Raw genomic sequence first — 25,527 nt, 5'->3', positions numbered from 1 at the left:
TCTTGAACGATTTACATTTGCCGTTAACCCAAATCAACAATCGTCTGGTGACGCCCCGCCACCTTGGCCGCGTAAAGCGCCCGATCGGCGCGGGTCAGGGCCACATCACTGCTTTCCCCCGGACGATGTTCCGTGATGCCTGCAGAAAACTTGATTTGCAGGGGGGACTCGAGTGTTTCGATTCTCAGTTCATTCAACGAACTGCGCAACCGATCCACCAATAAGCGGGCCCCTTCAGCCAAGGTGTCCGGCATGACGATGATGAACTCTTCGCCCCCCCAGCGGGCGAGGATGTCCGACTCACGGGTCACGCGGCGTGCCTCGCTGGCAAAAATCTGCAGCACCTGATCACCCGTGGCGTGGCCGTGCGTGTCATTGACCGCCTTGAAATGATCCAGATCGATCAGCGCCAGCGAAAAAGCCCTGCCTGACCGGCCTTGCAGGCTGATGTGATGATCCATCAGCTCTTGCGTGTAGCGGCGGTTGTACAAGCCCGTCAGGCTGTCCCGGTTGGCCAGATCCTGAATGCGGGTCAATGCCTCTTCCAGCGCGTTCTTGCGGCTACGCAGACGGGCACGCAATTCCGAAAACTCGGCACCCAGCAAGGCCACCACCACTTGCAACGTACAAAGAATCAAGAAGTGAACAGCCTCCACGGTGGGGGGAAAGCGTTCCGGCGCATCCAGGCTTTGCCACAGCATGACCCCGCCCATCGTGACCAAGGCATACAGGCTCATCATCCATTGGCGACAGCGGCTCAGATTGAAGATGCCAAATGAAATCACGGCCACATCGAGCGCCAGCATCGCGCCACGAAACTCGTGAAACTGGCAGTACGCGATGGCCGCCATGGTTTCGCCCACGAGCATCTGCACGATGGTGAGGCCAGGATCCTCCAGCCAACGCGTCATCCCTGACCGAACCAGCCAGTACGACAGCACCGCCGTCAGAACGGAGAAAAACTCAAAGGTGCGCGCTTCCTGCGGGCCGGCCAAGCCACTGGTGAGCGCCATCTCGGCAATGACGCACCCGATCAGGTAACTCACCGAAGCCATCATCGTGCGCAGCACATAGGCTTGTTGGCGAGCATCTCTCCCGAGAATCAGATTCGTCAGCCAGCGACGCAAAAAGCACCCCCTCAGCGTTCTTGTTCTGATGTCTGTATACAGCGAAAAAACGCAACACGCTTAACAAGCCTGCAACTTCCTGTGACTTTATGGCGTCTCTAGAATGTCCGCGCACGTCTTCAAGGTGATCCATGTCTGATATCCGCATTCGCGGTGCTCGCCAGCACAACCTCAAGAACCTCGACCTCGACATCCGCACGGGTGAGTTGACGGTCGTGACCGGCCCCAGTGGCTCGGGCAAATCGTCGCTGGTGTTTGACACCCTGTACGCCGAAGGACAGCGCCGCTACGTCGAAACCTTCAGCGCCTACGCACGCCAGTTCCTGGACCGCATGGATCGCCCGGCCGTGGACCGCGTGGAAGGGGTGCCACCGGCGATTGCAATCGACCAGACCAACCCGGTGCGCACGTCCCGCTCCACCGTGGGGACGATGACCGAACTGAACGATCACCTCAAACTGCTGTTTGCCCGTGCGGCCCAGCTGTTCGATCAGGACACTGGCTTGCTGGTGCGCGAAGACAGTCCGCAATCGGTCTTTGACGCCCTGCTCCAGCGCTGCGCAGCCACACCGGGAGGCAGGCGCGTGGTGATCACCTTTGGTGCGGTACTGCCGGCCAACACCACCCCTGCGCAAATGGAAGAGTGGCTGTCCGCCAGCGGTTTCTCGCGCATTCAGGCGCAACGTGTGGTGAAAGCGAAGGACCTGCCCTCGGCCGCTTTGACCAGCGCACAAGTGGCCGCCTCGCTCGATGCCGATGACGCGCCCAAGAAGAAACCTGCTGCCAAAAAGACCAGCAAAAAGAAGGACGCAGCGGCCGAATTGGGTGACGACGAGCGCCTGGTTCTGGACGTGGTGGCCGACCGATTCCGACTGGGGGGCGACCCGAGCGGTGCGGACCTGGATCGCCCGCGCGTGATGGAGGCCCTGGAAGTGGCCTTCAAACGCGGTGGTGGCCACATCACCGTCTACGTCCTGCCCGAATCCGGTGACGACAGCGAGCCCATGCTGTGGCGCTTCTCGGCGGGCTTGCATTGCCCCGATAGCCACCGCCGCTACAGCGCGCCCACCCCGGGCATGTTCTCGTTCAACTCGGCAGCCGGCGCGTGTCCGCACTGCCGGGGCTTTGGCCGGGTCATCGGCGTGGACTGGGGCCTCGTCATCCCCGATGCCAAGAAGACCTTGCGGGGCGGCGCCATCAAGCCCATTCAGACCCCCGCCTGGGCCGAATGCCAGGCCGAGTTGATCAAGTACGCCGGTGAAGCCGGTATCCCGCGCGATCTGCCCTGGTCGCAACTGACGCCCGAGCAAAAGCACTGGGTCATCGAAGGTGCCCCCGACTGGAAGGGGCAATGGCAAAAACAGTGGTACGGCATCCGCCGCTTCTTCGAGTATCTCGAAAGCAAGGCTTACAAGATGCACATCCGTGTGCTCTTGTCCAAGTACCGCAGCTACACACCTTGCCCGCAATGTGAAGGTGCCCGCCTGCAAACCGAGTCCCTGCTGTGGCGCCTAGGTTCGCAAGACGATGCCAATGCGGTGCTAGCCGCAGCCAAGCGCTTCCAGCCCAAAGGTGTGGGCATGAGCCGCGCCGTGCTGGAGGGCCTGCCCGGCCTGACGCTGCACGACATCATGCTGCTGCCCATCTCGCAGCTGCAACGCTTTTTTAGCTTTGTCACCCTGCCGCGCAGCAACGATCAGGAAGCCCTGCAGTTGCTGCTGGACGAAATCCGCACACGCCTGAAATACCTCGTGGACGTCGGCCTGGGCTACCTCACGCTGGACCGCCAGAGCCGCACCCTGTCGGGCGGTGAAGTACAGCGCATCAACCTCACCACCGCGCTGGGCACCTCGCTGGTGAACACCCTGTTCGTGCTGGATGAACCCTCCATCGGCCTGCACCCGCGCGACATGGACCGCATCAACGTGGCCATGCAGCGCCTGGTGGATGCCGGCAACACGCTCGTGGTGGTGGAACACGACCCCGCCGTGATGCTGGCGGCCGACCGCGTCATCGACATGGGTCCCGGCCCGGGCCACCAAGGGGGGCGCATCGTGTTCGATGGCTCGCCCGACGAACTCAAGCAAGCTGAGACCCTGACCGGGGCGTACCTGGGGGCGCGTCGCACCATCGGTCTGGGCCTGCGTCGTGCCGTAGCCGACAACACGCCGCGTCTGGTCCTGCAAGGTGCCCGACAGCACAACCTCCAAAACCTGAACATCGAATTCCCGCTGCAACGCCTGGTGGGCGTGACCGGCGTGAGTGGTTCAGGCAAGTCCACGCTGATTCAAGACATCCTGCACCCGGCTTTGCTGCGCCACTTTGGTCAAGCCACCGATGCCCCCGGCGAACACGATGAGCTGCTGGGCGCCGACTGGCTCAGCAATGTGCAGTTTGTGGACCAGTCGCCCATTGGCAAAACCGCGCGCTCCAACCCCGCCAGCTATGTCGGCGCGTTCGATGCCGTGCGCACGCTGTTTGCCGTGACGCCCATGGCGCGCGAACGCAAGTACACCGCGGGCACATTCAGCTTCAACGCCGGCACGGGTCGCTGCGCCACCTGCGGTGGCTCAGGGTTTGAGCACGTCGAGATGCAGTTCCTCTCGGACGTGTACCTGCGCTGTCCGGATTGCGACGGCACCCGCTTCCGCGCCGAGGTGCGCGAAGTCACCATCGAGCGGCTGAACAAGAAGCTCAGCATCTCCGACGTGCTGGAACTGACCGTGGCCGAAGCCGTGCGTCTGTTCGCGCAAGACGTGGACGTGGTGCGCGCGCTTCAGCCGCTGGCCGATGTGGGCTTGGACTACGTCAAGCTGGGCCAACCCGTGCCGACCCTGTCAGGCGGGGAAGCCCAGCGCCTCAAGCTCGCCGGCCATCTGGTCGAGGCCGCCGCCCAGGCCAGCAAGAGCGGCCAACGCACCGCACGCAAGGGCACGCTCTTTCTGTTCGACGAACCCACGACCGGCCTGCACTTCGATGACATCGCCAAGCTGATGCGGGCGTTTGCCAAGCTGCTGGATGCGGGCAACTCCATCATCCTGATCGAGCACAACCTGGATGTGATCCGCGCCTGTGACTGGCTGATCGAACTGGGCCCCGAGGGCGGTGATGCCGGTGGTCAACTGGTGGCCTTCGGTCCGCCAGAGCAACTGCGTCTGGGGCACAGCCACACGGCCGTGGCACTGCGTGAATACGAGCAGGCCTTGGGACTGGAGGTGCCTGCACTGCCCGAGGCTGTGGCGACCAGCCAAGTGGCCGAGCGCCTGCCCAGCTACCACGTGGGCCGAGACACCGAAGCCGACGGCCCTTCACTGCAGGCCCTCATCAAGGCCCGTCGAGACAAACGCCGACAAGCTGCGGCACAAGCGCCCGGTCACGATGCCATCGAGGTCGTCAACGCTCACGAGAACAACCTCAAGGGCCTGAGCGTGCACATCCCGCGCGGCAAGTTCAACGTCATCACCGGCGTGTCAGGCTCGGGCAAGTCCACGCTGGCGTTCGACATCTTGTTCAACGAGGGCCAGCGCCGCTATCTGGAATCGCTCAATGCCTACGCACGCTCGCTGGTGCAACCCGCCGGTCGGCCCGAAGTGGACGCGGTCTACGGCATTCCGCCCACCGTGGCCATTGAGCAGCGACTGTCCCGAGGCGGCCGCAAGTCCACCGTGGGCACCACGACCGAAGTGCACCACTTCCTGCGCCTGCTGTTCGTGAAGTTGGGCGTGCAGCACTGCACCTGCTGCGTGGACGAAGACGGCCACCCCATCCCCGTGCTGCCGCAAACGCCCGAGGCCATTGCCGCCCAATGGGTGCGTGATTACCGAGGCCAGCACATCGGCCTGATGGCGCCGCTGGTGGTCAACCGCAAGGGCCTGTACACAGAACTGGCCAAGTGGGCGGCCAGCAAAGGCTTCGACTACCTGCGTGTGGATGGCGAGTTCCTGCCCACAGCCGGCTGGGGCACGGCCAAGGGCCCCAAGATCGACCGATACCGCGAACACACCATCGAACTGCCGGTGGGCGACGTGGTCGTCACCCCCGAAAACGAAGCCCGCTTGCGCGAGTTGCTGGCCGCCGCGCTGGAGCATGGCAAGGGCGTGGTTCACCTCATCACCGGGCTGGAAGGCCTGGCCGATGCGCTGGCCAACGGCAAGTCCACGTTGCGCATGGGCCGCGTGAAGGTGTTCTCCACCGAACGCGCCTGCCCCAGCTGCGGCACCAGCTTCCCCGAACTCGACCCACGTCTGTTCAGCTACAACAGCAAGCATGGCTGGTGTCCCGACTGTGTGGGCACAGGCCTGGCCCTGACCCGCGAACAGCGCAAGGTGCTGGACGACTCGCAAGCCGATGACAACAAGGGACGCGAACAGACGTTTGCCGAACCCGATGTGGACGACGTGAGCGAGGCCGAATGTGGCGCCTGCCACGGTGCCCGCCTCAACCCGGTGGCCCGTGCGGTGCAACTGCGTGGGCAGTCGATTGCGCAACTCTCGGCCCTGTCGGTCAAGGATGCCCGCAAGTGGACCGACAAGCTCAAGCTCGATGGCCGCGAAGCCACCATCGCCCGCGACATCGTCAGCGAGATCAAGTCCCGCCTGGCCTTCATGGAGCAAGTCGGCCTGGGCTATCTCAGCCTCGACCGTGCCGCGCCCACGCTGTCGGGCGGGGAAGCCCAGCGCATCCGCCTCGCAGCTCAACTGGGCAGCAATCTGCAAGGCGTCTGCTATGTGCTCGATGAGCCCACCATCGGCCTGCACCCCCGCGACAACCAGTTGCTACTCGATGCCCTGCACACGCTGGGATCAGAAGGCAACACCCTGGTCGTGGTCGAACACGATGAGGACACCATCCGCCGAGCGGAACACGTGATCGACATTGGCCCTGGTGCCGGCGTGCGCGGCGGCACCGTCGTTGCACAAGGCTCGGTGGCCGACATCATGGCGTCGGCCGACTCGGTCACCGGCCGCTGCCTGCGTGCGCCCATGCAGCACCCGCTGCGGGTGGATGCCGACGGACAGGCTGTGGGTCGTCGTGCGGTGGACCCGAGCGCCCCCCATCTGGCCCTGAAAGCGGCCAAGCTCCACAACCTGCAGAGCGTGGACGTTCAGGTCCCGCTGCATCGACTGGTTGCCGTCACGGGCGTGTCCGGCTCGGGCAAATCCACCCTGGCCCGCGACGTGTTGCTCACCAACGTGCAAGCCGCCGTCAGCATCCCCTTCAAGGAACGCACCACAACCACGCCAACCTGGACCGGCTGTGATGGTCTGGAAGGCTGGGGGCAAGTGGACCGCGTGCTGGAAGTGGACCAAACCCCCATCGGTAAAACACCCCGCTCGTGCCCGGCCACCTACATCGGCTTCTGGGACACCATCCGCAAGCTGTTTGCCGACACGCTGGAAGCCCGTGCGCGCGGCTGGGGCGCCGGCCGCTTCAGTTTCAACACCGGCGAAGGCCGCTGCCACGCCTGCGAAGGCCAGGGCATCCGCACCATCGAAATGGCCTTCCTGCCGGATGTGAAGGTGCATTGCGACACCTGCCACGGCATGCGCTTCAACCCCGAAACCCTGTCGGCCACTTGGCGCGGCAAGCACATCGGTGACGTGCTCAAGATGGAGGTGGACGAGGCCGTCGAATTCTTCGCCTCGATGCCCTCCATCGCGCACCCGCTCAAACTGCTGCAAGACGTCGGGTTGGGCTACCTCACACTGGGCCAACCCTCTCCCACCCTGTCGGGCGGCGAGGCGCAACGCATCAAACTGGTGACCGAGCTCAGCAAGGTCCGCGACGACATCACCCGCCGTGGTCAGAAGGCCCCTCACACTTTGTACGTGCTGGATGAACCCACCGTGGGCCTGCACCTCGCCGATGTCGAGAAGCTCATCCGCGTGCTGCACCGACTGGTCGACGGCGGCCACAGCGTGGTGGTCATCGAACACGATCTTGACGTGATCGCCGAGGCCGACTGGGTCATCGACATGGGCCCCGAAGGGGGTACCGGCGGGGGGAAAGTCGCTGCAGAGGGTCCACCGGATGACATCATTCGACGCAAAACCCACACCGGCATCGCCCTCAAAAGCGTATTGCGCCGCAACATCAGCTGATTTCCCGATTCGGCCAGCAACAGAAAGTGACAAAATGTCGGCTCTCTACCGTACTGCTGACATGGGCACCACACCGATCGTTCTCCTGGTTGATGACAGCCGCATCTCGCGGATGATGTCGCGCCAGTACATTGCCAAAAAGCACCCTGACTGGCAGATTGAAGAGGCCGGAACGGGTGAAGAGGCGATTGACAAAGCCAATCAGTTCGAGCCGTTCCTGATCCTGCTGGACGTCAACATGCCCGGCATGGGCGGCATTGCGGCCGCAGAAGTGCTGCGCACGGCGCACCCGCTGTCCAACATTTTCCTGGTCACGGCCAACGTTCAGGAAGCCACACGCAAGAAGGCCTCTGACCTCTGCCTCGGTTTCGCAGAGAAGCCGATGACCGAACCCAAGATGCACGCCCTGCTCGACACCTTGAAGGTGATCTGATGATTGAACTCAGCGAGCTGCAGCACGACGCCCTGGTCGAGATATTCAACATTGGTGTCGGCCATGCGGCGGCCGCCATGAGCACGATGGTCAACGAAGAGGTCGCCCTCACCGTCCCGACCATCACCTTCGCCACACGTGCGGAGGCAGCTCGGCAATTGGGCGAACAAGCCAACGACCGCATTTGCGGCGTCAGCCAGAATTACCGAGGCAGCTTCAACACCGAAGCCATCTTGATGTTTCCGGAGCACAAGAGCCTCGAACTCGTGAGCCTGATGGTGGGGGATCACATCCCCCTGCAAGAGCTCACCGAGATGGAACAAGAGGCCATGGGCGAGATCGGGAACATCATCCTGAACGCCTGCATTGGCACCCTGGCCGATATGTTCGAGAGCCAGTTGGAAGGCTCCCTGCCTGTTTACCGTGTGGGCACCTGCGAAGACGTGCTCAACGTGTCGGGTAGCGACGCTGACGCCCCCACCCTGATGCTGCACATCGACTTCATTGTCGAGAAGCACGCCATCAGCGGCTACGTGGCCTTCCTGCTGGATCTGGCGGCCTTGCAAGACCTGCGCGATCAGCTCGACGCCTACCTGGAGAAGGCGCTTGGCTGAACAGACTCCTTTGTGTGCCGCAGTTTTCAACGCGATGAACATCGGCGCCTTCGTGCTCGATGCGCAGCAGCGCATCGTCATGTGGAACCGCTGGATGGTGACCCATTCCGGGCGCGCGGCCGACGCTGCAATCGGCCAGACCTTGCTGGACGTCTTCCCGGAAGTCACCGGCAAGCGGCTGCACGCCGCCGCTGAGCAAGCACTGAAGGCGGGCTTTCCGGCCTTGCTGTCTCACACGCTCAACAAAGCGCCATTGACGCTGTACACCCACCCCAAGGATGCGCAAAGCGGCCTGCTCATGCGGCAGACCATTGAAGTCATCCCGCTGCATGGTGACGACGACGCACGCTTCTGCCTGATTCAGATCCGTGACGTCACCCTTGAAGTGGCGCGCGAAAAACAATTGCGCGATCAGACGCTCGCCCTGCGTGCTTTGACCATCATTGATGGCCTGACGGGCATTGCCAACCGTCGCCACCTGGATGACTGCCTGCTCACCGAGTTCCGTCGCAGCAAACGCAGCCATGCCCCCCTTTCGCTGCTGCTGATCGATGTCGATCAGTTCAAGCGCTACAACGACCTGTACGGCCATCAGCAAGGGGACACCTGCCTGATCAAAGTGGCCGAGATCATGCGCAACCTGGTACGACGCCCCGCAGATCTCGTGGCCCGCTATGGTGGCGAGGAATTCGCCATGATCTTGCCCGACACCTCCGTGGAAGGCGCCAACAAGGTGGCGGAAGCTTTGCGCAGTGAGATCGAGTCACTGGCCATGCCGCACACGGACTCGCCTCCCTGGAAGTGCGTGACCATCAGCATCGGGGTGGCCACGCGCAACCGTTCCACCACGACCCAGTTTGATCTGATCGCACAGGCTGATGCGGCCTTGTACGAGGCCAAGAACAGCGGGCGCAACCGCGTCGTCGTCGCCGAACAACCGCTCTGACAGGGCACGGGCATGATTTGCATGCCCGACACACGCGCACACGATCCAGCAACACTGTAAAGCGAGCATGGCATCATCCCCACAGCTGGACAGACGCCATGCACAACGACCCCTGCCCCGAACACGCCCGAGGCCTTGAGTCAGACCTGAAAACCATGCTGGCACGCCGCCAGGCACTTGGTTGGCTGACCGCCGCAGGCGGCTACGCCACGCTGATGCTATCGGGCTGCGGCGGCGGTGGCGAGGCCGCTGGTGGCAACACCAACCTCAGCAGCACCGCTACGCTGACGGCCACCAGCAGTTCCGGGAGTTCGTGCACCACCTTGCCGACCGAAACCGCCGGTCCCTATCCGGCAGACGGCTCGGTGGCCAGCAATCAAACGCTCAATGCCCTGACGTTGAGCAACTTCGTCCGCAGTGACATCCGAACCAGTGTGGACACGGCCTCGGGCACCGCCACGGGCCTGCCACTGACAGTCAAGGTCCAACTGGTCAACGTGAACAACAGCTGCGCCGCACTGGAGGGCTACGCCATCTACATCTGGCACTGCACGCAGGATGGCCGTTACTCGATGTACTCCAGCAGCATCACCAACGAGAACTATCTGCGCGGCGTTCAGGTCACCGACAGCACGGGGCTCGCGTCGTTCCAGACTATCTTCCCCGGATGCTATCTGGGACGGATGCCCCACATTCACTTTGAGGTCTACCCCAGCCTGTCCAAGGCCACATCGGCCAGCAACAAGATGCTGACCTCGCAAATGGCTTTCCCCATTGCGACGTGCAATCAGGTCTATGACAACGTCAGCGGCTACAGTAGCAGCGCATCCAACTTTGATCAAATCAGCTTTGCCACCGACAACGTCTTCAGCGACGGCTACAGCACACAAATGCTGAGCATCACGGGCAACAACACCGACGGCTACGTGGCCACGCTGACCGTCGGCCTGGCTGTTTAAACCAAGGGCCCCGTGGTCAGCGCACGCGCAGCATGGCCACGATGCCGCCCTTGCGCATCACGCGCCAACCCAACAGAGCCGCCAGGATGACGGCATACACCATCACCTCTGATACATCACTCTTCGCGGCCTTCTTCAAGTAGAAGTGGAACAGCCCGGACAAGGCAACGAAGTACACCAGCTTGTGCAACATCTGCCAGCGTCGTCCCCCCAATGCGCGAATCGCTGCGTTGAACGACGTCAGCGCCAAAGGCAGCATCAGCACGAACGTCAGCATGCCCACAAAAATGAAGTTGCGCTTGATGACATCCCGGACGATGTCATCCATCACCCACCCCTTGTCCAACCAGGCGTAGGCCAGCAGGTGCAACACCGCGTACACAAAGGCCGTCACGCCCAAGGTGCGGCGGTAACGCAAGATCGTTGGCAGGCCTGCGATGTCACGCAAGGGGGTGATGAGCAAGGTGAGCCACAGCCACCGCAAGGCCCACTCCCCCGACTCCTTGATCAAGGCTTCGGCAGGGTTCGCACCCAAAGCATCCATCGAAGCTGCAAACAACAACACCAGGGCGGGCACCGCGCACACCACCCACAGGACTGGCTTGACCCAGGGCTTGAGCAAACCTTGATTCAGCGTAGACGACAACGACATCAGAAAAACTTCCTCAAATCCATTCCGGCATACAAAGCCCCGACCTGGGCCTCATAGCCATTGAACATCTGCGTGGGACGACGGGGCGCGAACAGCCCGCCTTCGCCAATGCGGCGCTCCGTGGCCTGACTCCAGCGAGGATGATCCACCTTGGGGTTCACATTCGAGTAATAGCCGTACTCACCAGGGTTGGCTTTGACCCAACTGGGGGTTGCAGGCCTTTCACTCAGGCGAATGCTGACAATCGATTTCGCACTTTTGAACCCGTACTTCCACGGCACCACCAAGCGCAGGGGGGCGCCATTCTGATTGGGCAAAACCTCGCCATACAGGCCAAATGCCAGCAAGGTCAATGGGTGCATGGCCTCGTCGATGCGCAGGCTCTCCACGTACGGCCAGTCCAGTACCCTGGAACGAACCCCTGGCATCTGCTGCGGATCTGCCAGACTCACGAAATCCACGTACTTGGCCCGACTCGTCGGCTGCGCACGCTGCAGCAGGGTGGCCAGTCCGTATCCCACCCACGGGATCACCATCGACCAACCTTCCACGCAGCGCAAGCGATAAATACGCTCTTCCATGGCGCCCAGCTTGAGCAGCTCGTCCAGGCCCAGCCTGAGCGGTTTGCCGACCTCTCCCTCAATGCTCAAGGACCACGGTCTGGTCTTCAACGATGAGGCATAGGCCGCCGGGTCCGACTTATCGGTCCCGAATTCATAGAAATTGTTGTAGTGGGTGGCATCGTCATACGACGTCCACTTGTCGGTCGCATTGGCCCCCGCCACGGTGCTTCGGGCACCCGGCAAAGCCGCGAGCTGGCCCGGTCGCTTGGCGGGCTGAGGGGCCACACCCTGCGCCCAAACTGCTTCCGCGCCCAAGGCACCCAAAAGCGTGACCGCCCCCAAGGACGAGGTCTCTTTGAGCCACTGTCGGCGCTGGGCATAGATCTCAGGCGGCGTGATCTCGCTGGCCACGCCATGCACCATCCCGCTGTCGGGATGCAAGGTCGAACGTCGCGACGGTGTCCAAGCCATGTACGAGACTCCTGAAGGAGCCTCGACCTTACACCGAGCGGCTGTTTGCTGCAGCCTTACTGGAATTTGGGCATTTCCCCCGAGGGGCCTTGGATCTGCAACAAACGCCCCGCCAAACGTGCCTGCACACGGTCAGGCAGGGGGGCAAAACCGGTTCCCTTGGTCAGCTCATCGCCATGCATGAAGCACCAGTACACGAAGCGCGCAGCCAGTTCTGCCTGCTTCACATCCTTGGGTCGAGCATCCAGCAACATGTAGCTGGTCGCGGTGAGCGGCCAGGCATCATGACGCGGCATGTTCAGCAACGAAGCCGTGTCATCTCCCTTGCGGTAGACATCCGAAGCCACGATGGCAGCACGGAAACCTGCTTCCGACGCTTCCACAGCCGTGCCCTGGGTGTTCAGCAAGCGCACGGCCACCAACTTGTCTTTGATGACACGGTCATACGACACATAGGCCAAGGCCCCGGTATTGCTTTGCAACGCACTCACCATGCCATCGTTGCCCTTGGCCGCCACGGTGTTACCCGGCCAGTTGGGCTTTTGGCTCATGGGGATTGCCTTGGCAAACGCGGGAGAGGACGCTCCGAGATAGCGTGTCCAGATCTCGGTCGAACCCGAGGACTCCTGGCGGACCACACGCACGATGGGCATCGACGGCAGCGACACGCCCGGATTCAACGCGGTGATGCGTTCATCGTCCCAGCGGGTGATCTCGCCCATGGCCATCTGCGCCAACACGGCACCGCTCAAAACCAGTCGATTGGACTTGATGCCGGGCACATTGATGACCGGCACCAATCCCCCCACCAGCAAGGGAATCTGCACCAGCTTGTATTCGGCCAACTGAGCAGGTGTCAACGGATTGTCGGTGCCCCCCATTTGCACCGAACGCGCCTTGATCTGTTTGACGCCATCCCCCGAACCGGTCGGCATGTAGCTGGCACTGGTGCCAGGATTCAGCTCCATGAAACGCTGGGTCCAGCGTTCGTAAATGCGCGAAGGGAAGCTCGCGCCAGCCCCTTTGATGACGGCTTCGGCCTGCACAGACACCGCCGAAAGGCTCATGAACAGCGCCACCACGGTGGCACCAACCCGCTTGTGATCCACGAAAAACTGCATGCGCACAACTGCTTCCAAGGAGGTCATCCAACGAGGCGCGACGATAACGCATGCGATATGACAGTTCCGTGACAAGCGCAGGTTCCCAACAAAAACGACCAGCCAGGCTGGTCGTTTTTACAAGCGCTTACGCAAGATGAAGCAGACAGGCAGGCCTCTCGCCTGCTGTCATCATGCTGCCTTCTTGGCTGCGGTCTTGCGCGCGGCCTTCTTGGCCGCCGGGGCGCGTGCTTCGAACTCGAAGCCCACCTTGCCGGTCTTGGCATCCCAGGTCAGGAAAGCCTTGAACTTGCGCCGCGTCTTGTTGGACACAAAGTTCTCCAGCAGATCGGTCTTGCCGCTGTGCAGCAGCTTGCCCACCTGCTCGGGGGTCACGGGCTGCTGCAAGATGACTTTGCCCGTCTTGAAGTCACAACGGGCTTTGCCAACCGCGTGCTCGCACACATAGTTGGTGCCGTGCTCGTACACATGGCCGCCGCACTTCGGGCATGCGCCCAGGCTGCTTTGCCCGCTGAAATCCACCTCTTCACCGGCCTCGTCGTCCTTCTTGGCATCTTCGCCAAAGTCGAACTCCATCTTCCAGTTGTTGGCTTCGTCGTCGCGCACCAGACGCAACTCGGCCGTGAACGGCCAACCCGCCTTCGACCGGAAGCCTTCCAGGGGGCCAATCTTGTGGTCCCGCATCAGTTGCTCCACTTCGGTCAACTCGAAGCTGCGACCGGCTGGGATCTTGGTCATGCTGAAGCCGCAACCCGAAGCACCTTCCGCATCCCCACCGTGCTTGCCAGTGCAAGTGAAGCGACGGTAGTTTTCCTTGACCAGCCCACCGCAGTTGGGGCAAGGCGTCGTCAAGGTGGCGTAGTCACCCGGGATGGTGTCACGGTCGTATTCTTTGGCCTTTTGAACCACACGCTGGGTCATGGCCGCGATCTCGGCCATGAAGGCCTCGCGGCTCAAGCGACCCTTTTCCATTTCGGCCAGCTTGTGTTCCCAGTTCCCGGTCAACTCGGGCTTGGTCAGGTCTTCCACGTCCAGACCACGCAGCAGCGTCATCAGCTGGAAGGCCTTGGCCGTCGGGATCAGTTCACGTCCTTCACGGATCATGTACTTCTCGGTCAGCAAACCTTCAATGATCGCCGCGCGGGTGGCTGGCGTGCCCAAACCCTTCTCGGTCATGGCCGCCTTCAACTCTTCGTCGTCGATCAGCTTGCCCGCCCCTTCCATGGCAGACAGCAGTGTCGCTTCCGAGTAGCGGGCGGGCGGCTTGGTCTTCAGGGCATTGACCAGCACATCCTCGTTGTGTGCGGCTTCACCGGCCTGCACGGCCACCAGGGTGGACTCATCACCTTCTTCGGCAGCTTCCTTGCCGTACACCGCCATCCAGCCCGGCTTGACCAGCACCTTGCCATTGGTCTGGAAGTGGTGCTCCTTGCCCTGCACTGGCACCTTGGTGATGCGGGTGGTGACCTGGAACTCCGCCGCCGGGTAGAACACCGCGATGAAGCGCTTGACCACCATGTCGTACAACTTGGCTTCGGCCTCTGTCAGGCTGCGAGGGGCCTGCATGGTCGGGATGATGGCAAAGTGATCCGACACCTTGGCGTTGTCAAACACGCGCTTGTTGGGGCGGATGTAGCCATCGTTGACCGCCTTGCGGGCATGCTGCGCGAGCTCGCGCAGTGGGCCGGGCAGGTCCTCGTCCGCGATCATCGACATGGTCTGCTGAACCACGCCGACGTAATCCTCAGGCAGCGCGCGAGAGTCCGTCCGAGGGTAGGTCAGCGCCTTGTGCTTTTCATACAAGGCTTGCGCCAGCGACAAGGTGGTCTTGGCACTGAAACCAAAGCGTGAGTTGGCCTCCCGCTGCAGCGTGGTCAGGTCATACAGCAAGGGGCTGGACTGGCTGCTGGGCTTGGACTCTTCGGTGACCGTGCCGGTCTGCCCGCGAACGGCATCGGCGATGGCTTGCGCCTCGGCTGCAGACCAGACACGATCGGCCTTCTGCTCGGGATCGGCTTCGTTCTTCTTGTGATTCGGGTTGAACCACTTACCGTCATACGCGCCCGCCGCCACACCAAAGGTGCCGCGGATTTCCCAGTAATCGCGGTACACGTGCTTGCGGATTTTCTCTTCGCGTTCCACCACGATGGACAGGGTCGGCGTTTGGACTCGCCCCACCGTTGTCAGGAAAAAGCCCCCGTCGCGCGAGTTGAAGGCCGTCATGGCCCGCGTGCCGTTGATGCCCACCAGCCAGTCGGCTTCGGAGCGACACCGTGCTGCATCGGCCAGCGGCAGCATCTGCTCATCGCTGCGCAGCGCGTCAAAGCCATCGCGAATGGCTTGAGGCGTCATGCTCTGCAACCACAGGCGCTGCACGCCCTTGCCCAGGCCCTTGGCGCGGGTGGTTGCGGTGCTGTCCTGCGCGTATTGCACGATCAGACGGAAAATCAACTCCCCCTCACGCCCAGCGTCACATGCGTTGATGAGCGAGGTGACGTCCTTGCGCTTGATGAGCTTGACCAGGGCATTCAAGCGCCCCTTGCTCTTGTCGATCGGGTTGAGATCGAAATGCGGCGGGATGACGGGCAGGTGCGCGAAGCTCCACTTGCCGCGTTTCACATCGAACTCTTCGGGCGCTTTGATTTCGACCAGATGACCGACCGCAGAGCTGACCACATAGTGTTCGCTCTCGAAATATTCATCGTGCTTTTCGAACTTGCCGTCGATCGGCGTCAGCGCGCGCACGATGTCTTGGGCAACAGATGGCTTCTCAGCAATGACCAGGGCTTTGCTCATGGACGTGTTTATATATGCAAACCGTTCTTACAATGCGGTTCTCGCGCGCATGCACACGAGCGCATGCACACATGTGCACACGCGGGCACGCGCGCGCCCACAATTTCAATGTAACCAATCTGGCCGATGAAGCAAGCCGCGAACAAACCCAAGCCTGCCGCCCGTTCTGCTTCTGCCGCGGCCAGCCCCGACAGCGGCCGCCGCACCCAGGTCCGAGATTCCGGCGTGCACGGCAAAGGCGTCTACGCCGTGCGCCCCCTGAAGGCGGGTGAGCGCGTCCTCGAATACAAGGGCGAGATCATCACCTGGGAAGAGGCCTTGGACCGTCACCCTCACGATCCCAGCCAGCCCAATCACACGTTTTACTTCCACCTCGACGATGGCCATGTCATCGACGGCAAGTACCAGGGCAACTCGGCCAAGTGGATCAACCACTCGTGCGAGCCCAATCTGGAAGCCGAGCAGGTCGGCAACCGGGTCTTTCTGAATGCCCTGCGGGACATTGAACCCGGCGAAGAACTCTTCTTCGACTATGGGCTGGTCATCGACGCCCGGCTGACCCCCAAGCTGAAGAAGGAATACGCGTGCTGGTGCGGTGCCGCCAGCTGCCGGGGCACCATGCTGGCCCTCAAGCGCCGTCGGTGACACAAGGTCATGCAGGACTCGGATCAGACCTTGGCGACGGTGGTCGCCGATTTGAACGGTGCCGCTGAGGCGATCTGGCTGGCCACGCAACCCTTCTACCCGGCACTGAGCCTGGAGGTCCTGCCGCAATGTCTTTCCACCAACACGGTGCTGATGGATCGTGGCCGTCAAGGTGACACCCAGACCACCTTGGTGGTGGCTGCCGAGCAAACCGCCGGGCGCGGTCGGCGGGGCCGTCAGTGGCTGGCGCGTCCGGGTCAGACCCTGACCTTTTCGCTGGGCATGCCCCTGAATCTGGATCAGGTGCCCGGCGGCGGCAGTGCCTTATCGCTCGCCGTGGGGCTGGCCGTGGCCGATGCGCTGGATGCAGGCATGGCCCCCTTCGCCAGCGCCAGCGGGCTGCCGCCGCACAGGCCCATTGGCCTCAAGTGGCCCAACGACCTGTGGCTGGGTGGCCGCAAGCTGGGCGGCATCCTGATTGAAGCCTGCCCGGCCCCAGGCCTGCCCTCCTCGCAACGATGGGTCGTCATTGGCATCGGGCTGAATGTACAAGGCACCCCGGCAACCCCCGACGCCACCAGCCTGATCCACCATGACCAAGCCGCGCTGACGATTGGGCTAGTGTGGCAATGGGTGGCGCCCACACTGATTCGCCGCGTGCAGGCATTTGAACGACACGGGTTTGCCCCCCTGCAAGAAGCCTATGCCCGCAGGGATGTTCTCTTGGGGCAACAGATTGGGCTATGGAGCACACCAGGCCAGTCTCCCGGAGACGGCGATCCACCCAACCAGACTGGCCTCGCACAAGGTGTGGACGCATTTGGTGCGCTGGTCGTGCATACTGACCAGGGCCAACAGACTTGGAGCAGTGGTGACGTCAGCGTTCGCCCCCGCACCAACTGACCCCCACCCCATCCCCTTACTGCCCTCTTCACGCTGCCATGCTGCGCTCCCTGGTGCTGATTCTGCTGATCGTCAACGCCCTGTTCTTCGGATGGAGCCGCGGCTGGCTCAACACCGTGGCAGGCGTTCGTCCCGACCGTCAGCACGAGCCCCAGCGACTCAATCAGCAATTGCACCCTGAACAGTTGCTGATCCTGCCCCCTGGCAAGACACGCGCCGTGGCAGCATCAGAACCCAGCTCAGCCGCATCGGCTGCAGAAGACAGTGCGTCATCCGCCAGCGGGGTGGAGGCGGCAGCACCGTCCAGCAGTGCTGGCGTCAACAGTGCCACCGCTGCGACTGCTGCGGCTTCCGCACCAACACAACCCACGATTTGCCTGGAGGCGGGTCCATTTGACGATGCGGGCATGACCGCAGTGAACACCGCACTGAGTGGCATCCTGCCGCGCTACAAGTGGCGGACCCACACGGTCGACATCAAGGGGCTGTGGATGGTCTACATGGGCCCCTTCACTGACTCAGACACCTATGACCGCAAAAAGGCCGAGATCCGCAAATTCAAAGGGGTCAGCTTTGAAGAGGTTCGCACCCCATCCAACCTCAATCCTGGTTTTTCACTGGGCCGCTACACGCGACAGTCCGATGCAGAGGCAGCACTCGACAACCTGAAGGAACGGGGCATGCGATCAGCACGCCTCATCACCGTCCGGCAAGGCGGTGAAATGAATTTCGTGCGCGTCTCTGAAGCCACCAGCGACTTGAAGGAGCGCCTGGAAAAGGCCAAGCTCCCAGACAAGAAGTCGTTCGGGAAGTGCGTTCAGCGCTAAAGAAACTGAAACAATTGCTCACAAATACCGGTTAGGGTGACGCACATCACACCCTGCGGCATCAAGTTTTTCAGACAATTCGCCGAATTCACCATTGAGCCTGCGCACTGATGCGCTCACTCAACTGGAGGCGAGCATGAAAAAGTGGATCACGCAGTCCGTCGCTCGGCAATTGACCTTGCTCATTGCCGCGGCCGTTTTGGGCATCAGCGCCTTTGCTGTCTGGATACTGGTTGCTGAAAAGAAGACATTGATGGACGAACGTAGCCTGTCCGTCCGGCAGACGGTAGAGGTGGCGCACGCGCTGGTCAGCCATCACCATGCGCGGGCTCAAAAAGGCCTGGTTTCGACTGAGCAGGCTCAAGCTGATGCCCTGGCGGCGCTCCAGACTCTGCGCTACAGCGGCAACGAATACTTTTGGGTCAATGACATGAAGTTGCACATGCTCATGCACCCCATCAAGCCAGAACTGAACGGGCGTGACATCAGCCAGATCAAGGACCCCAACGGCAAGCAATTGTTTGTGGCCATGATTCAGGTCGTGGAGGCCAATGGGCAAGGCTTTGTGCCCTACCAATGGCCCAAGCCAGGCAGCGATGCACCCGTCGACAAAATCTCATTCGTCAAAGGCTTCGCTCCTTGGGGATGGGTCATTGGCTCGGGCGTCTACGTCGACACAGTCATGACCGAAGTTTGGCGTGTGGCCAAGTGGATCGGGGGCATTGGCCTGCTGCTCGTGCTGACGCTTTCTGCATTGGGTGCAGGGGTCGTCCGCAGCATCATACGCAGACTCGGATGCGAGCCTGCCAAAGCCAATGCCATCACGCACAGACTGGCACAAGGCGATCTCTCTGTCCCGATTGAGCTCAAGCCCGGTGACGACGACAGCGTGTTGCACGGGATCAAGGCCATGCGAGACAGCATGTCACTCATCGTTCGGGAAGTCAGGGGACGCGCAGAAGGAGTTGCCACCGCCAGCGCGGAAATCGCACAAGGCAATCAGGACCTGTCCGCCCGGACCGAGTCGCAAGCCAGCGCACTGGAACAAACCGCAGCATCCATGGAAGAGCTGGGGTCCACGGTACGCCTGAACGCCGATAACGCCCGACTGGCGAACGATCTGGCTCAGGACGCCACGCAAGTGGCCAGCAAAGGTGGCGACGTCATGATGCAGGTGGTCAACACCATGCACAGCATCACGGATGCCAGCCGCAAGATCGCAGACATCATCGGCACCATTGACGGCATTGCGTTCCAGACCAATATCCTGGCACTGAACGCCGCGGTCGAAGCGGCAAGAGCCGGTGAGCAAGGGCGTGGCTTTGCCGTGGTGGCAGGCGAAGTCAGACTGCTGGCCAGCCGCAGTGCCGAGGCCGCCAAAGAGATCAAGCGTCTGATTGGCACCAGCGTTGATCGCGTGGAGCAAGGCTCCACATTGGTGGACCAAGCCGGTCACACCATGAGCGAAGTGGTCGACGCCATTCACCGCGTCACACAGGTCATTGGTGAAATCAGCACGGCCAGCGGCGAACAAAGCCGGGGCGTCACACAGGTTGGTGAAGCCGTGACCCAGATGGACCACAACACCCAACAGAACGCCGCCATGGTGGAAGAAATGGCGGCGGCGGCGGCCAGCTTGCGCGGTCAGGCCGAAGGCTTGGTTGAGGTGGTGTCCACCTTCCAATTGGGTGCGCACCACGAGGAATGACAAAGGGGCCCCGCAGGGCCCCTTTGCTGATCAACGCAAGCGCTGATTACTTGGCGATGACGCGCGCCATTTCCAGGCACTTGTTCGAGTAGCCCCACTCGTTGTCGTACCAGGCCACCACCTTCACGAAGGTCTTGTCCAGGGCGATACCGGCTTCGGCATCGAACACCGAGGTGCAGCTTTCGCCACGGAAGTCCGTGGCCACCACCTTGTCTTCGGTGTAGCCCAGCACGCCCTTCATGGCGCCTTCAGAGGCGGCCTTCATGGCATCGCAGATGTCTTCGTACGAAGCATCCTTGTTCAGCTCAACGGTCAGGTCCACCACCGACACGTCAGAGGTAGGCACGCGGAAGGACATGCCGGTCAGCTTCTTGTTCAGCTCGGGAATCACCACGCCCACGGCCTTGGCAGCGCCAGTGCTGGAAGGAATGATGTTTTCCAGAATGCCGCGGCCGCCGCGCCAGTCTTTGTTCGAAGGACCGTCAACGGTCTTCTGCGTAGCGGTGGCAGCGTGGACGGTGGTCATCAGGCCGCGCTTGATGCCGAAGGTGTCGTTCAGCACCTTGGCCACAGGGGCCAGACAGTTGGTGGTGCACGAAGCGTTCGAGATGATGGCTTGACCGGCGTAGGTGCCGTGGTTCACGCCGTACACGAACATCGGGGTGTCGTCCTTGGAGGGTGCCGACATGATGACCTTCTTGGCGCCAGCCTTGATGTGGGCTTCAGCGGTTTCCTTGGTCAGGAACAGGCCGGTCGATTCGATCACGACGTCGGCGCCGACTTCGTCCCACTTCAGTTCAGCGGGGTTCTTGACAGCGGTCAGACGGATCTTCTTGCCGTTGACAACCAGGGTGTTGCCGTCCACAGAGACTTCACCCTTGAAGCGGCCGTGCACGCTGTCGTACTTCAGCATGTAGGCCAGGTAGTCGGGTTCCAGCAGGTCGTTGATGCCCACAACTTCGATGTCGTTGGCGAAGTTCTGCACAGCAGCGCGGAACACCATGCGGCCGATACGACCGAAACCGTTGATACCAATCTTGATGGTCATGATTTGCTTACCTTGCGAAATGAAATCTAGAAAACCGCTTGCTTACTTCTTCTTGGACAGGACCTTGCGGACCGTGGCCACCACGTTGTCCGTGGTGAAGCCGAAGTGCTTGAACAGCACGCCAGCAGGTGCCGATTCACCGTAGGAATCGATGCCCACGACGGCATCCACGCCATACTTCCACCAGAAGTCGGTGACACCGGCTTCCACAGCGATGCGCGGCAGCTTGGCCGGCAGCACGGACTTCTTGTACTCAACGGACTGGCGGTCGAACACGGTGGTCGAAGGCATCGACACCACGCGCACAGGGATCTTCAACTCGGCCAGTTGTTGCTGGGCGTGCAGCGCCAGTTGGACTTCCGAACCGGTGGCGATGATGACGGCCACGGGCTTCTTCTTCAGACCCACTTCCGAAGGCTCGGCCAGCACGTAAGCGCCTTGGGTGATCACATCGGCATCGGCCTTGGGAGCGTAAGGCAGGTTCTGACGCGACAACAGCAGCGCGCTGGGGCGATGCTTGTTGGCCAGCGCCATGGACCAGGCCACAGCGGTTTCGGTGGTGTCAGCAGGACGCCAGACATCCAAACCAGGGATCAGACGCAGGCTGGCGGCGTGCTCGATGGACTGGTGGGTTGGGCCGTCTTCGCCCAGACCGATGGAGTCGTGGGTGAACACGTGCACCACGCGGGTCTTCATCAGCGCAGCCATGCGGATGGCGTTGCGGCTGTAGTCCGAGAAGGTCAGGAAGGTGCCTGCGTAAGGAATGTAGCCGCCGTGCAGGGCGACGCCGTTCATGATGGCGGCCATACCGAACTCGCGCACACCGTAGTTGATGTGGCGGCCAGGCTTGCCATCGGTGGTCACGACCTTGCCTTCACCATCCACGCGGAAAGCCGGCGTGCTCTTGGTGTTGGTCAGGTTGGAGCCGGTCAGGTCAGCGGAGCCGCCCAGCATCTCGGGCACGCCAGCGGTGAAGAATTCCAGTGCGAGCTGGCTGGCCTTGCGGGAGGCCACGGTTTCCGCCTTGTCGTGGGCAGCGGCCACAGCCTGCACGGCGATTTCGGCGAAGTTGGCGGGCAGTTCGCCAGCCATGCGGCGCGTGAACTCGGACGCCAGCTCGGGGAAGGCCTTTTCGTAGGCAGCAAAGCGCTGGTTCCAGTCATTGACCAGCATCTCGCCATCGGCCTTGGCATTCCAGTCTTCGTAGACTTCGGCAGGGATCACGAAAGGTTCGTGGGCCCAGCCCAGGTTTTCGCGGGTCAGCTTGATCTCGTCGCCACCCAGCGGTTCACCGTGAGCCTTGGCCGTGTTGGCGCGGTTGGGCGAGCCATGACCAATGGCCGTCTTGCAAACGATCAGTGTGGGCTTGTCAGCGCTCAGCTTGGCCTTTTCGATGGCGCCATCGACCGCGTCCACGTCATGCCCATCGACAGGGCCGATGACGTTCCAGCCGTAGGCCTCAAAACGCTTGGGCGTGTCATCGACAAACCAGGGGGCAACCTGACCGTCAATCGAGATGCCGTTGTCGTCGTACAGCGCGATCAGCTTGTTGAGCTTCCAGGCGCCAGCCAGGGCGCACGCTTCGTGGCTGATGCCTTCCATCAGGCAACCATCGCCCAGGAAGGCGTAGGTGTGGTGGTTGACGATGCTGTGGCCTTCGCGGTTGAACTCCGCGGCCATCATCTTCTCGGCCAAGGCCATGCCCACGGCATTGGTGATGCCTTGACCCAGGGGGCCGGTGGTGGTCTCAACGCCGGGGGTGATGCCCACTTCGGGGTGACCTGGCGTCTTGCTGTGCATCTGACGGAAGGCCTTCAGATCGTCGATGGACAGATCGTAGCCAGACAGGTGCAACAGCGCGTAGATCAGCATCGAGGCGTGACCGTTGGACAGCACGAAGCGGTCACGGTCCGCCCATTGCGGTTGCGCGGGATGATGGCGCAGGTGACGTCCCCACAGAGCGACCGCCATGTCGGCCATGCCCATCGGGGCGCCGGGGTGACCGGAATTGGCTTGCTGGACGGCATCCATGGCCAGCGCACGGATGGCGTTGGCCATGGCGGTGATGTTCTTGGTGGAGTTGGGCATGGTGGGAAGCATGGCTACAGGAAAACGCGGATTTTACCTGCGAGCCAACCCCAGCGGCTACTTATCCCAAAGATCGAGGTCAAGGACGTCACAGATACGCCCATCTTTTCGGCTGACCAACGCCGTATGAAAGCCATGTGGAGACTTGAGCGGCAGCCAGCCTACATCCATAGCAGCACAGACTGACGTAGCCAAGAGGGCATCACGCCCGGCCATGCCTTGGCTGCCCCCGCTTGTTGGCAAAGCACGAATGCTGGCAACGGTGTCACCGGCTTGATGGTCGCGCCACAACTCCTGGCGCACCGCCAAGCTTTGCCCGCCCAACTCGGCCATGAGCAAGGACTGGCGGGCTTGGGCGTCCGAAGGTAGGACCAAGCTTTGCAACCGGACGCCTCGCCAAGCCATCTGAACTTGCTCAGATACCGCCAGTGCGAGGCCATCTCGACGAATCTCCATGGGCGAAACCACTTCAAAGTGATCGGCCATCCAAACCAGGACCGTTGGTGACGATTGCAACGCCACCACTACCCCAGCCAACAAGACAATCACTTGAGCAAGAATGATCAGCGCCACATCCGCCACTCGTTCGGCAAGCGACTTGCCCGAGTTGAACAGCCAGAGCGCAATGCCCGTCCCCAATACAGCGGCCACTGCAACCGCCAACATCGCTGGCGCCTCACCCATCTGCAGCCCCTGCCAACTCGCTGACGCCCTGTGCGCAAGCGCCCACTGCATCAATCCAATCAACAAACAGCCAGACACCGCACCGTAAAGCGCCGCCAACTTCAATCTCGTCTTCACTGAACACCTCGTGCCTGCACGTGGCCATCTGGCGCGGTGATTTGGCACCGACTTCTGGCAGCCGCTTTGTCAAAGTCCGTCCATGAATTATCTGGTGCCACCACCCTGCGCCCCTCGGGATAAGGCTCGACCGGGCGCATCAGGCTACGCTGGATATGCCCGTTCTCATGGACCCTGACTCCCGCCAAATCCAACACCGTACCGAACATCACATCTGCCACCATAGGCACCGCTTTGTTGGCATGCATCTGCTGACGCCAGTCAGGCTGCTGAGCCAACAACTGATCACTCAGCCACACCAAAGTTGGCACACGATAGGAGGTTTCGCCTAAGCGAATCAAGCCCGGTGACAAGCACCCCGGCTCATAGAGGTCTTCACCATGATCCGACATGTAAGCCATCGCTGCAGGCACCTTGGAATCTTTCAAAATGCCAATCACCTGTGACAAAACGAAGTCTGTATAGAGCACGGAGTTGTCGTAGGCGTTATTGGTTTCGGCTTTCTTGACAACGCCTAACTCGAAGCCATGCCCTGGCGTTCTCAATGAGGGCTGGTAGAGATCAAAGCGATCAGGATATCGGTGCGCATAATTGAAATGGCTCCCCATCGTGTGCAAGACGATGGCAATACGTGCCGATGCGCCCTTCAGGCCATCCCTGACGATGGTCCGCAGCGGTTGCAACATCGCCTCATCATGGCGCCCCTCGACCTGATAGTCGCCTGGGTTGAAGAACTGAACATGCTGTGCGTCTCGCGCATAAAACACCGTTGACGTCTCGAAGTAACCACTGCTGCCCTGATTGGACAGCCAATAGGTGTCATATCCCGCCTCCTGCAAAGCCCGCAGAAAACCAGGTTCGACTTTTGGATTGGTGACCCCATCGGCCCCAATGATCGGCTCGCGTGACACCATGCCCGGCACTGCCGTACGCGTCGCAATGCTGCGCGTCACGACATCGGTGAAGAAGAACAGATTGGGCTCCACAGAGAGCAAGGGATTTGTCGCCCTTGCGTAGCCTCCCAGTTGCCAACGATCCGTTCGTGACGACTCGCCAATCACAAACACCAAGACCTGCGCACCGACCACAGGATCTTTCACCGCCCCAAATGCGAAGTTGCGCATCTGCTCACGCAATTCAGCCACCTTGCGTCGATCTTGCCAGTAACGGTACATCGCAAAAGGCATATCGAGCGGATAAACCACCGACAACTTGGAACCCATGTAGTCCAGCGGCTCCACGCGGAAAACGTCAGGGGGAGGTTTGATATCAAAGCCCGCCTCCTGCCTGGCAAACGAAAACTGAAGCAGCAACAAACACGCCGGCAGCAACATCAGAAGCCACCAGCGTGACCGATGCCGCCAGGCAATCCCTGCCCGCCGAACGACTGGCACACACAAGCCAGCCAACAGAGAGCAAAACAGCACAGCCGCAACAACCAAATGCGCATAGCTGCTGAGGAAATCCATCAATTCGGCCTCGTGCGTCTCCATGACGATGCCCGCAAACATCCGGCCAAATGGTGTACCAACCTGTGTCCGAAGGTAGAGATCTATGGGCCACCAGGGCAAAAACAGGACCGAAGCCCCCAACAGCGCATGCCAAAGTTTGGGCCAGATCGCGAACCACAACAGCCAAAACACCGCCCCCAAGACCATGGTTTCGATGCGGTCGACGCGCCCTGTGGGCGTCATCGGAAAGACGTCAACAAGATTAGGGGCACA

General features: G+C 61.5%; 18 protein-coding genes. 9 read left to right on the top strand and 9 right to left on the bottom strand.

Going from position 1 to position 25,527, the window contains the following annotated elements:
• Nucleotides 1-23: 23 nt before the first annotated feature.
• A complete protein-coding gene (locus ACOYNB_RS02530; protein ID WP_422837548.1) occupies nt 24-1,070 on the bottom strand; it encodes a diguanylate cyclase domain-containing protein in 1,047 nt (348 codons plus the stop codon).
• Nucleotides 1,071-1,258: 188 nt separating this feature from the next.
• On the opposite strand from ACOYNB_RS02530, the gene ACOYNB_RS02525 reads away from it, so the two are divergent.
• The 5 genes from ACOYNB_RS02525 (at nt 1,259) to ACOYNB_RS02505 (ending at nt 10,180) form a co-directional block, all read left to right on the top strand.
• The gene (locus ACOYNB_RS02525; protein WP_422837547.1) at nt 1,259-7,228 is read left to right on the top strand and encodes an excinuclease ABC subunit UvrA; all 5,970 of its coding nucleotides are present in this window, start codon (nt 1,259-1,261) and stop codon (nt 7,226-7,228) included.
• 34 nt (nt 7,229-7,262) lie between these two features.
• Nucleotides 7,263-7,661, top strand: a complete 399-nt coding sequence (locus tag ACOYNB_RS02520; protein ID WP_422837546.1) for a response regulator — start codon at nt 7,263-7,265, stop codon at nt 7,659-7,661.
• Nucleotides 7,661-8,275 carry a chemotaxis protein CheC gene (locus ACOYNB_RS02515; RefSeq protein WP_422837545.1) on the top strand — a complete coding sequence of 205 codons (615 nt, stop codon included), beginning with the start codon at nt 7,661-7,663 and terminating at the stop codon, nt 8,273-8,275. Before ACOYNB_RS02520 ends, ACOYNB_RS02515 begins: the two co-directional genes overlap by 1 nt.
• Nucleotides 8,268-9,221, top strand: coding sequence for a sensor domain-containing diguanylate cyclase (locus ACOYNB_RS02510; RefSeq protein WP_422837544.1), 954 nt, complete (start codon nt 8,268-8,270; stop codon nt 9,219-9,221). The genes ACOYNB_RS02515 and ACOYNB_RS02510 overlap by 8 nt, the downstream gene beginning before the upstream one ends.
• A 98-nt stretch (nt 9,222-9,319) precedes the next feature.
• The gene (locus ACOYNB_RS02505; RefSeq protein ID WP_422837543.1) at nt 9,320-10,180 is read left to right on the top strand and encodes an intradiol ring-cleavage dioxygenase; all 861 of its coding nucleotides are present in this window, start codon (nt 9,320-9,322) and stop codon (nt 10,178-10,180) included.
• A 16-nt stretch (nt 10,181-10,196) separates the two neighbouring features.
• On the opposite strand, the gene ACOYNB_RS02500 is transcribed toward ACOYNB_RS02505, so the two are convergent.
• The 4 genes from ACOYNB_RS02500 to ACOYNB_RS02485 all read right to left on the bottom strand — a co-directional run bounded on the left by ACOYNB_RS02500 (nt 10,197) and on the right by ACOYNB_RS02485 (nt 15,783).
• Entirely contained in the window at nt 10,197-10,832 is a 636-nt protein-coding gene (locus ACOYNB_RS02500; protein WP_422837542.1) for a sulfite oxidase heme-binding subunit YedZ, read from the bottom strand.
• Entirely contained in the window at nt 10,832-11,866 is a 1,035-nt protein-coding gene (gene msrP / locus ACOYNB_RS02495) for a protein-methionine-sulfoxide reductase catalytic subunit MsrP (protein WP_422837541.1), read from the bottom strand. The genes ACOYNB_RS02500 and msrP overlap by 1 nt, the downstream gene beginning before the upstream one ends.
• Nucleotides 11,867-11,922: 56 nt before the next feature.
• Nucleotides 11,923-12,987, bottom strand: a complete 1,065-nt coding sequence (gene pstS, locus ACOYNB_RS02490) for a phosphate ABC transporter substrate-binding protein PstS (RefSeq protein WP_422837540.1) — start codon at nt 12,985-12,987, stop codon at nt 11,923-11,925.
• Between the two features lie 171 nt (nt 12,988-13,158).
• Nucleotides 13,159-15,783 (bottom strand): DNA topoisomerase III, encoded by a 2,625-nt coding sequence (locus ACOYNB_RS02485; protein WP_422837539.1) that lies wholly within the window; start codon nt 15,781-15,783, stop codon nt 13,159-13,161.
• A gap of 126 nt (nt 15,784-15,909) precedes the next feature.
• On the opposite strand from ACOYNB_RS02485, the gene ACOYNB_RS02480 reads away from it, so the two are divergent.
• The 4 genes from ACOYNB_RS02480 to ACOYNB_RS02465 all read left to right on the top strand — a co-directional run bounded on the left by ACOYNB_RS02480 (nt 15,910) and on the right by ACOYNB_RS02465 (nt 19,866).
• Entirely contained in the window at nt 15,910-16,428 is a 519-nt protein-coding gene (locus ACOYNB_RS02480; RefSeq protein ID WP_422837538.1) for an SET domain-containing protein, read from the top strand.
• A 9-nt stretch (nt 16,429-16,437) separates the two neighbouring features.
• Nucleotides 16,438-17,331, top strand: coding sequence for a biotin--[acetyl-CoA-carboxylase] ligase (locus ACOYNB_RS02475; RefSeq protein WP_422837537.1), 894 nt, complete (start codon nt 16,438-16,440; stop codon nt 17,329-17,331).
• A 38-nt stretch (nt 17,332-17,369) separates the two neighbouring features.
• Entirely contained in the window at nt 17,370-18,158 is a 789-nt protein-coding gene (locus ACOYNB_RS02470; RefSeq protein WP_422837536.1) for a hypothetical protein, read from the top strand.
• A gap of 136 nt (nt 18,159-18,294) precedes the next feature.
• Nucleotides 18,295-19,866, top strand: a complete 1,572-nt coding sequence (locus ACOYNB_RS02465; protein WP_422837535.1) for a methyl-accepting chemotaxis protein — start codon at nt 18,295-18,297, stop codon at nt 19,864-19,866.
• A 46-nt stretch (nt 19,867-19,912) separates the two neighbouring features.
• On the opposite strand, the gene gap is transcribed toward ACOYNB_RS02465, so the two are convergent.
• The 4 genes from gap to ACOYNB_RS02445 all read right to left on the bottom strand — a co-directional run bounded on the left by gap (nt 19,913) and on the right by ACOYNB_RS02445 (nt 25,497).
• On the bottom strand, nt 19,913-20,914 hold the full coding sequence (gene gap, locus ACOYNB_RS02460) for a type I glyceraldehyde-3-phosphate dehydrogenase (protein WP_422837534.1): 1,002 nt from the start codon (nt 20,912-20,914) through the stop codon (nt 19,913-19,915).
• A gap of 42 nt (nt 20,915-20,956) precedes the next feature.
• On the bottom strand, nt 20,957-23,002 hold the full coding sequence (gene tkt / locus ACOYNB_RS02455; protein WP_422837533.1) for a transketolase: 2,046 nt from the start codon (nt 23,000-23,002) through the stop codon (nt 20,957-20,959).
• A 57-nt stretch (nt 23,003-23,059) separates the two neighbouring features.
• Nucleotides 23,060-23,668 (bottom strand): hypothetical protein, encoded by a 609-nt coding sequence (locus ACOYNB_RS02450; RefSeq protein WP_422837532.1) that lies wholly within the window; start codon nt 23,666-23,668, stop codon nt 23,060-23,062.
• Nucleotides 23,669-23,799: 131 nt separating this feature from the next.
• Nucleotides 23,800-25,497, bottom strand: coding sequence for a phosphoethanolamine transferase (locus ACOYNB_RS02445; RefSeq protein WP_422837531.1), 1,698 nt, complete (start codon nt 25,495-25,497; stop codon nt 23,800-23,802).
• Between the last annotated feature and the right edge of the window lie 30 nt (nt 25,498-25,527).

The sequence above is a fragment of the Aquabacterium sp. genome (assembly GCF_049317225.1).
Classification (GTDB): Bacteria; Pseudomonadota; Gammaproteobacteria; order Burkholderiales; family Burkholderiaceae_C; genus Aquabacterium.
Note: the sequence above shows the minus strand (reverse complement) of the source record. Positions and strands in the feature narration are given on the sequence as shown.

Bases quoted from the DNA above. Each gene is read 5' to 3' on its own strand.
- ACOYNB_RS02525 (WP_422837547.1), top strand. From the start codon at position 1,259: ATGTCTGATATCCGCATTCGCGGTGCTCGCCAGCACAACCTCAAGAAC.
- ACOYNB_RS02520 (WP_422837546.1), top strand. From the start codon at position 7,263: ATGTCGGCTCTCTACCGTACTGCTGACATGGGCACCACACCGATCGTT.
- ACOYNB_RS02515 (WP_422837545.1), top strand. From the start codon at position 7,661: ATGATTGAACTCAGCGAGCTGCAGCACGACGCCCTGGTCGAGATATTC.
- ACOYNB_RS02505 (WP_422837543.1), top strand. From the start codon at position 9,320: ATGCACAACGACCCCTGCCCCGAACACGCCCGAGGCCTTGAGTCAGAC.
- ACOYNB_RS02500 (WP_422837542.1), bottom strand. From the start codon at position 10,832: ATGTCGTTGTCGTCTACGCTGAATCAAGGTTTGCTCAAGCCCTGGGTC.
- msrP (WP_422837541.1), bottom strand. From the start codon at position 11,866: ATGGCTTGGACACCGTCGCGACGTTCGACCTTGCATCCCGACAGCGGG.
- pstS (WP_422837540.1), bottom strand. From the start codon at position 12,987: ATGCAGTTTTTCGTGGATCACAAGCGGGTTGGTGCCACCGTGGTGGCG.
- ACOYNB_RS02485 (WP_422837539.1), bottom strand. From the start codon at position 15,783: ATGAGCAAAGCCCTGGTCATTGCTGAGAAGCCATCTGTTGCCCAAGAC.
- ACOYNB_RS02480 (WP_422837538.1), top strand. From the start codon at position 15,910: ATGAAGCAAGCCGCGAACAAACCCAAGCCTGCCGCCCGTTCTGCTTCT.
- ACOYNB_RS02475 (WP_422837537.1), top strand. From the start codon at position 16,438: ATGCAGGACTCGGATCAGACCTTGGCGACGGTGGTCGCCGATTTGAAC.
- ACOYNB_RS02470 (WP_422837536.1), top strand. From the start codon at position 17,370: ATGCTGCGCTCCCTGGTGCTGATTCTGCTGATCGTCAACGCCCTGTTC.
- ACOYNB_RS02465 (WP_422837535.1), top strand. From the start codon at position 18,295: ATGAAAAAGTGGATCACGCAGTCCGTCGCTCGGCAATTGACCTTGCTC.
- gap (WP_422837534.1), bottom strand. From the start codon at position 20,914: ATGACCATCAAGATTGGTATCAACGGTTTCGGTCGTATCGGCCGCATG.
- tkt (WP_422837533.1), bottom strand. From the start codon at position 23,002: ATGCCCAACTCCACCAAGAACATCACCGCCATGGCCAACGCCATCCGT.
- ACOYNB_RS02450 (WP_422837532.1), bottom strand. From the start codon at position 23,668: ATGTTGGCGGTTGCAGTGGCCGCTGTATTGGGGACGGGCATTGCGCTC.
- ACOYNB_RS02445 (WP_422837531.1), bottom strand. From the start codon at position 25,497: ATGACGCCCACAGGGCGCGTCGACCGCATCGAAACCATGGTCTTGGGG.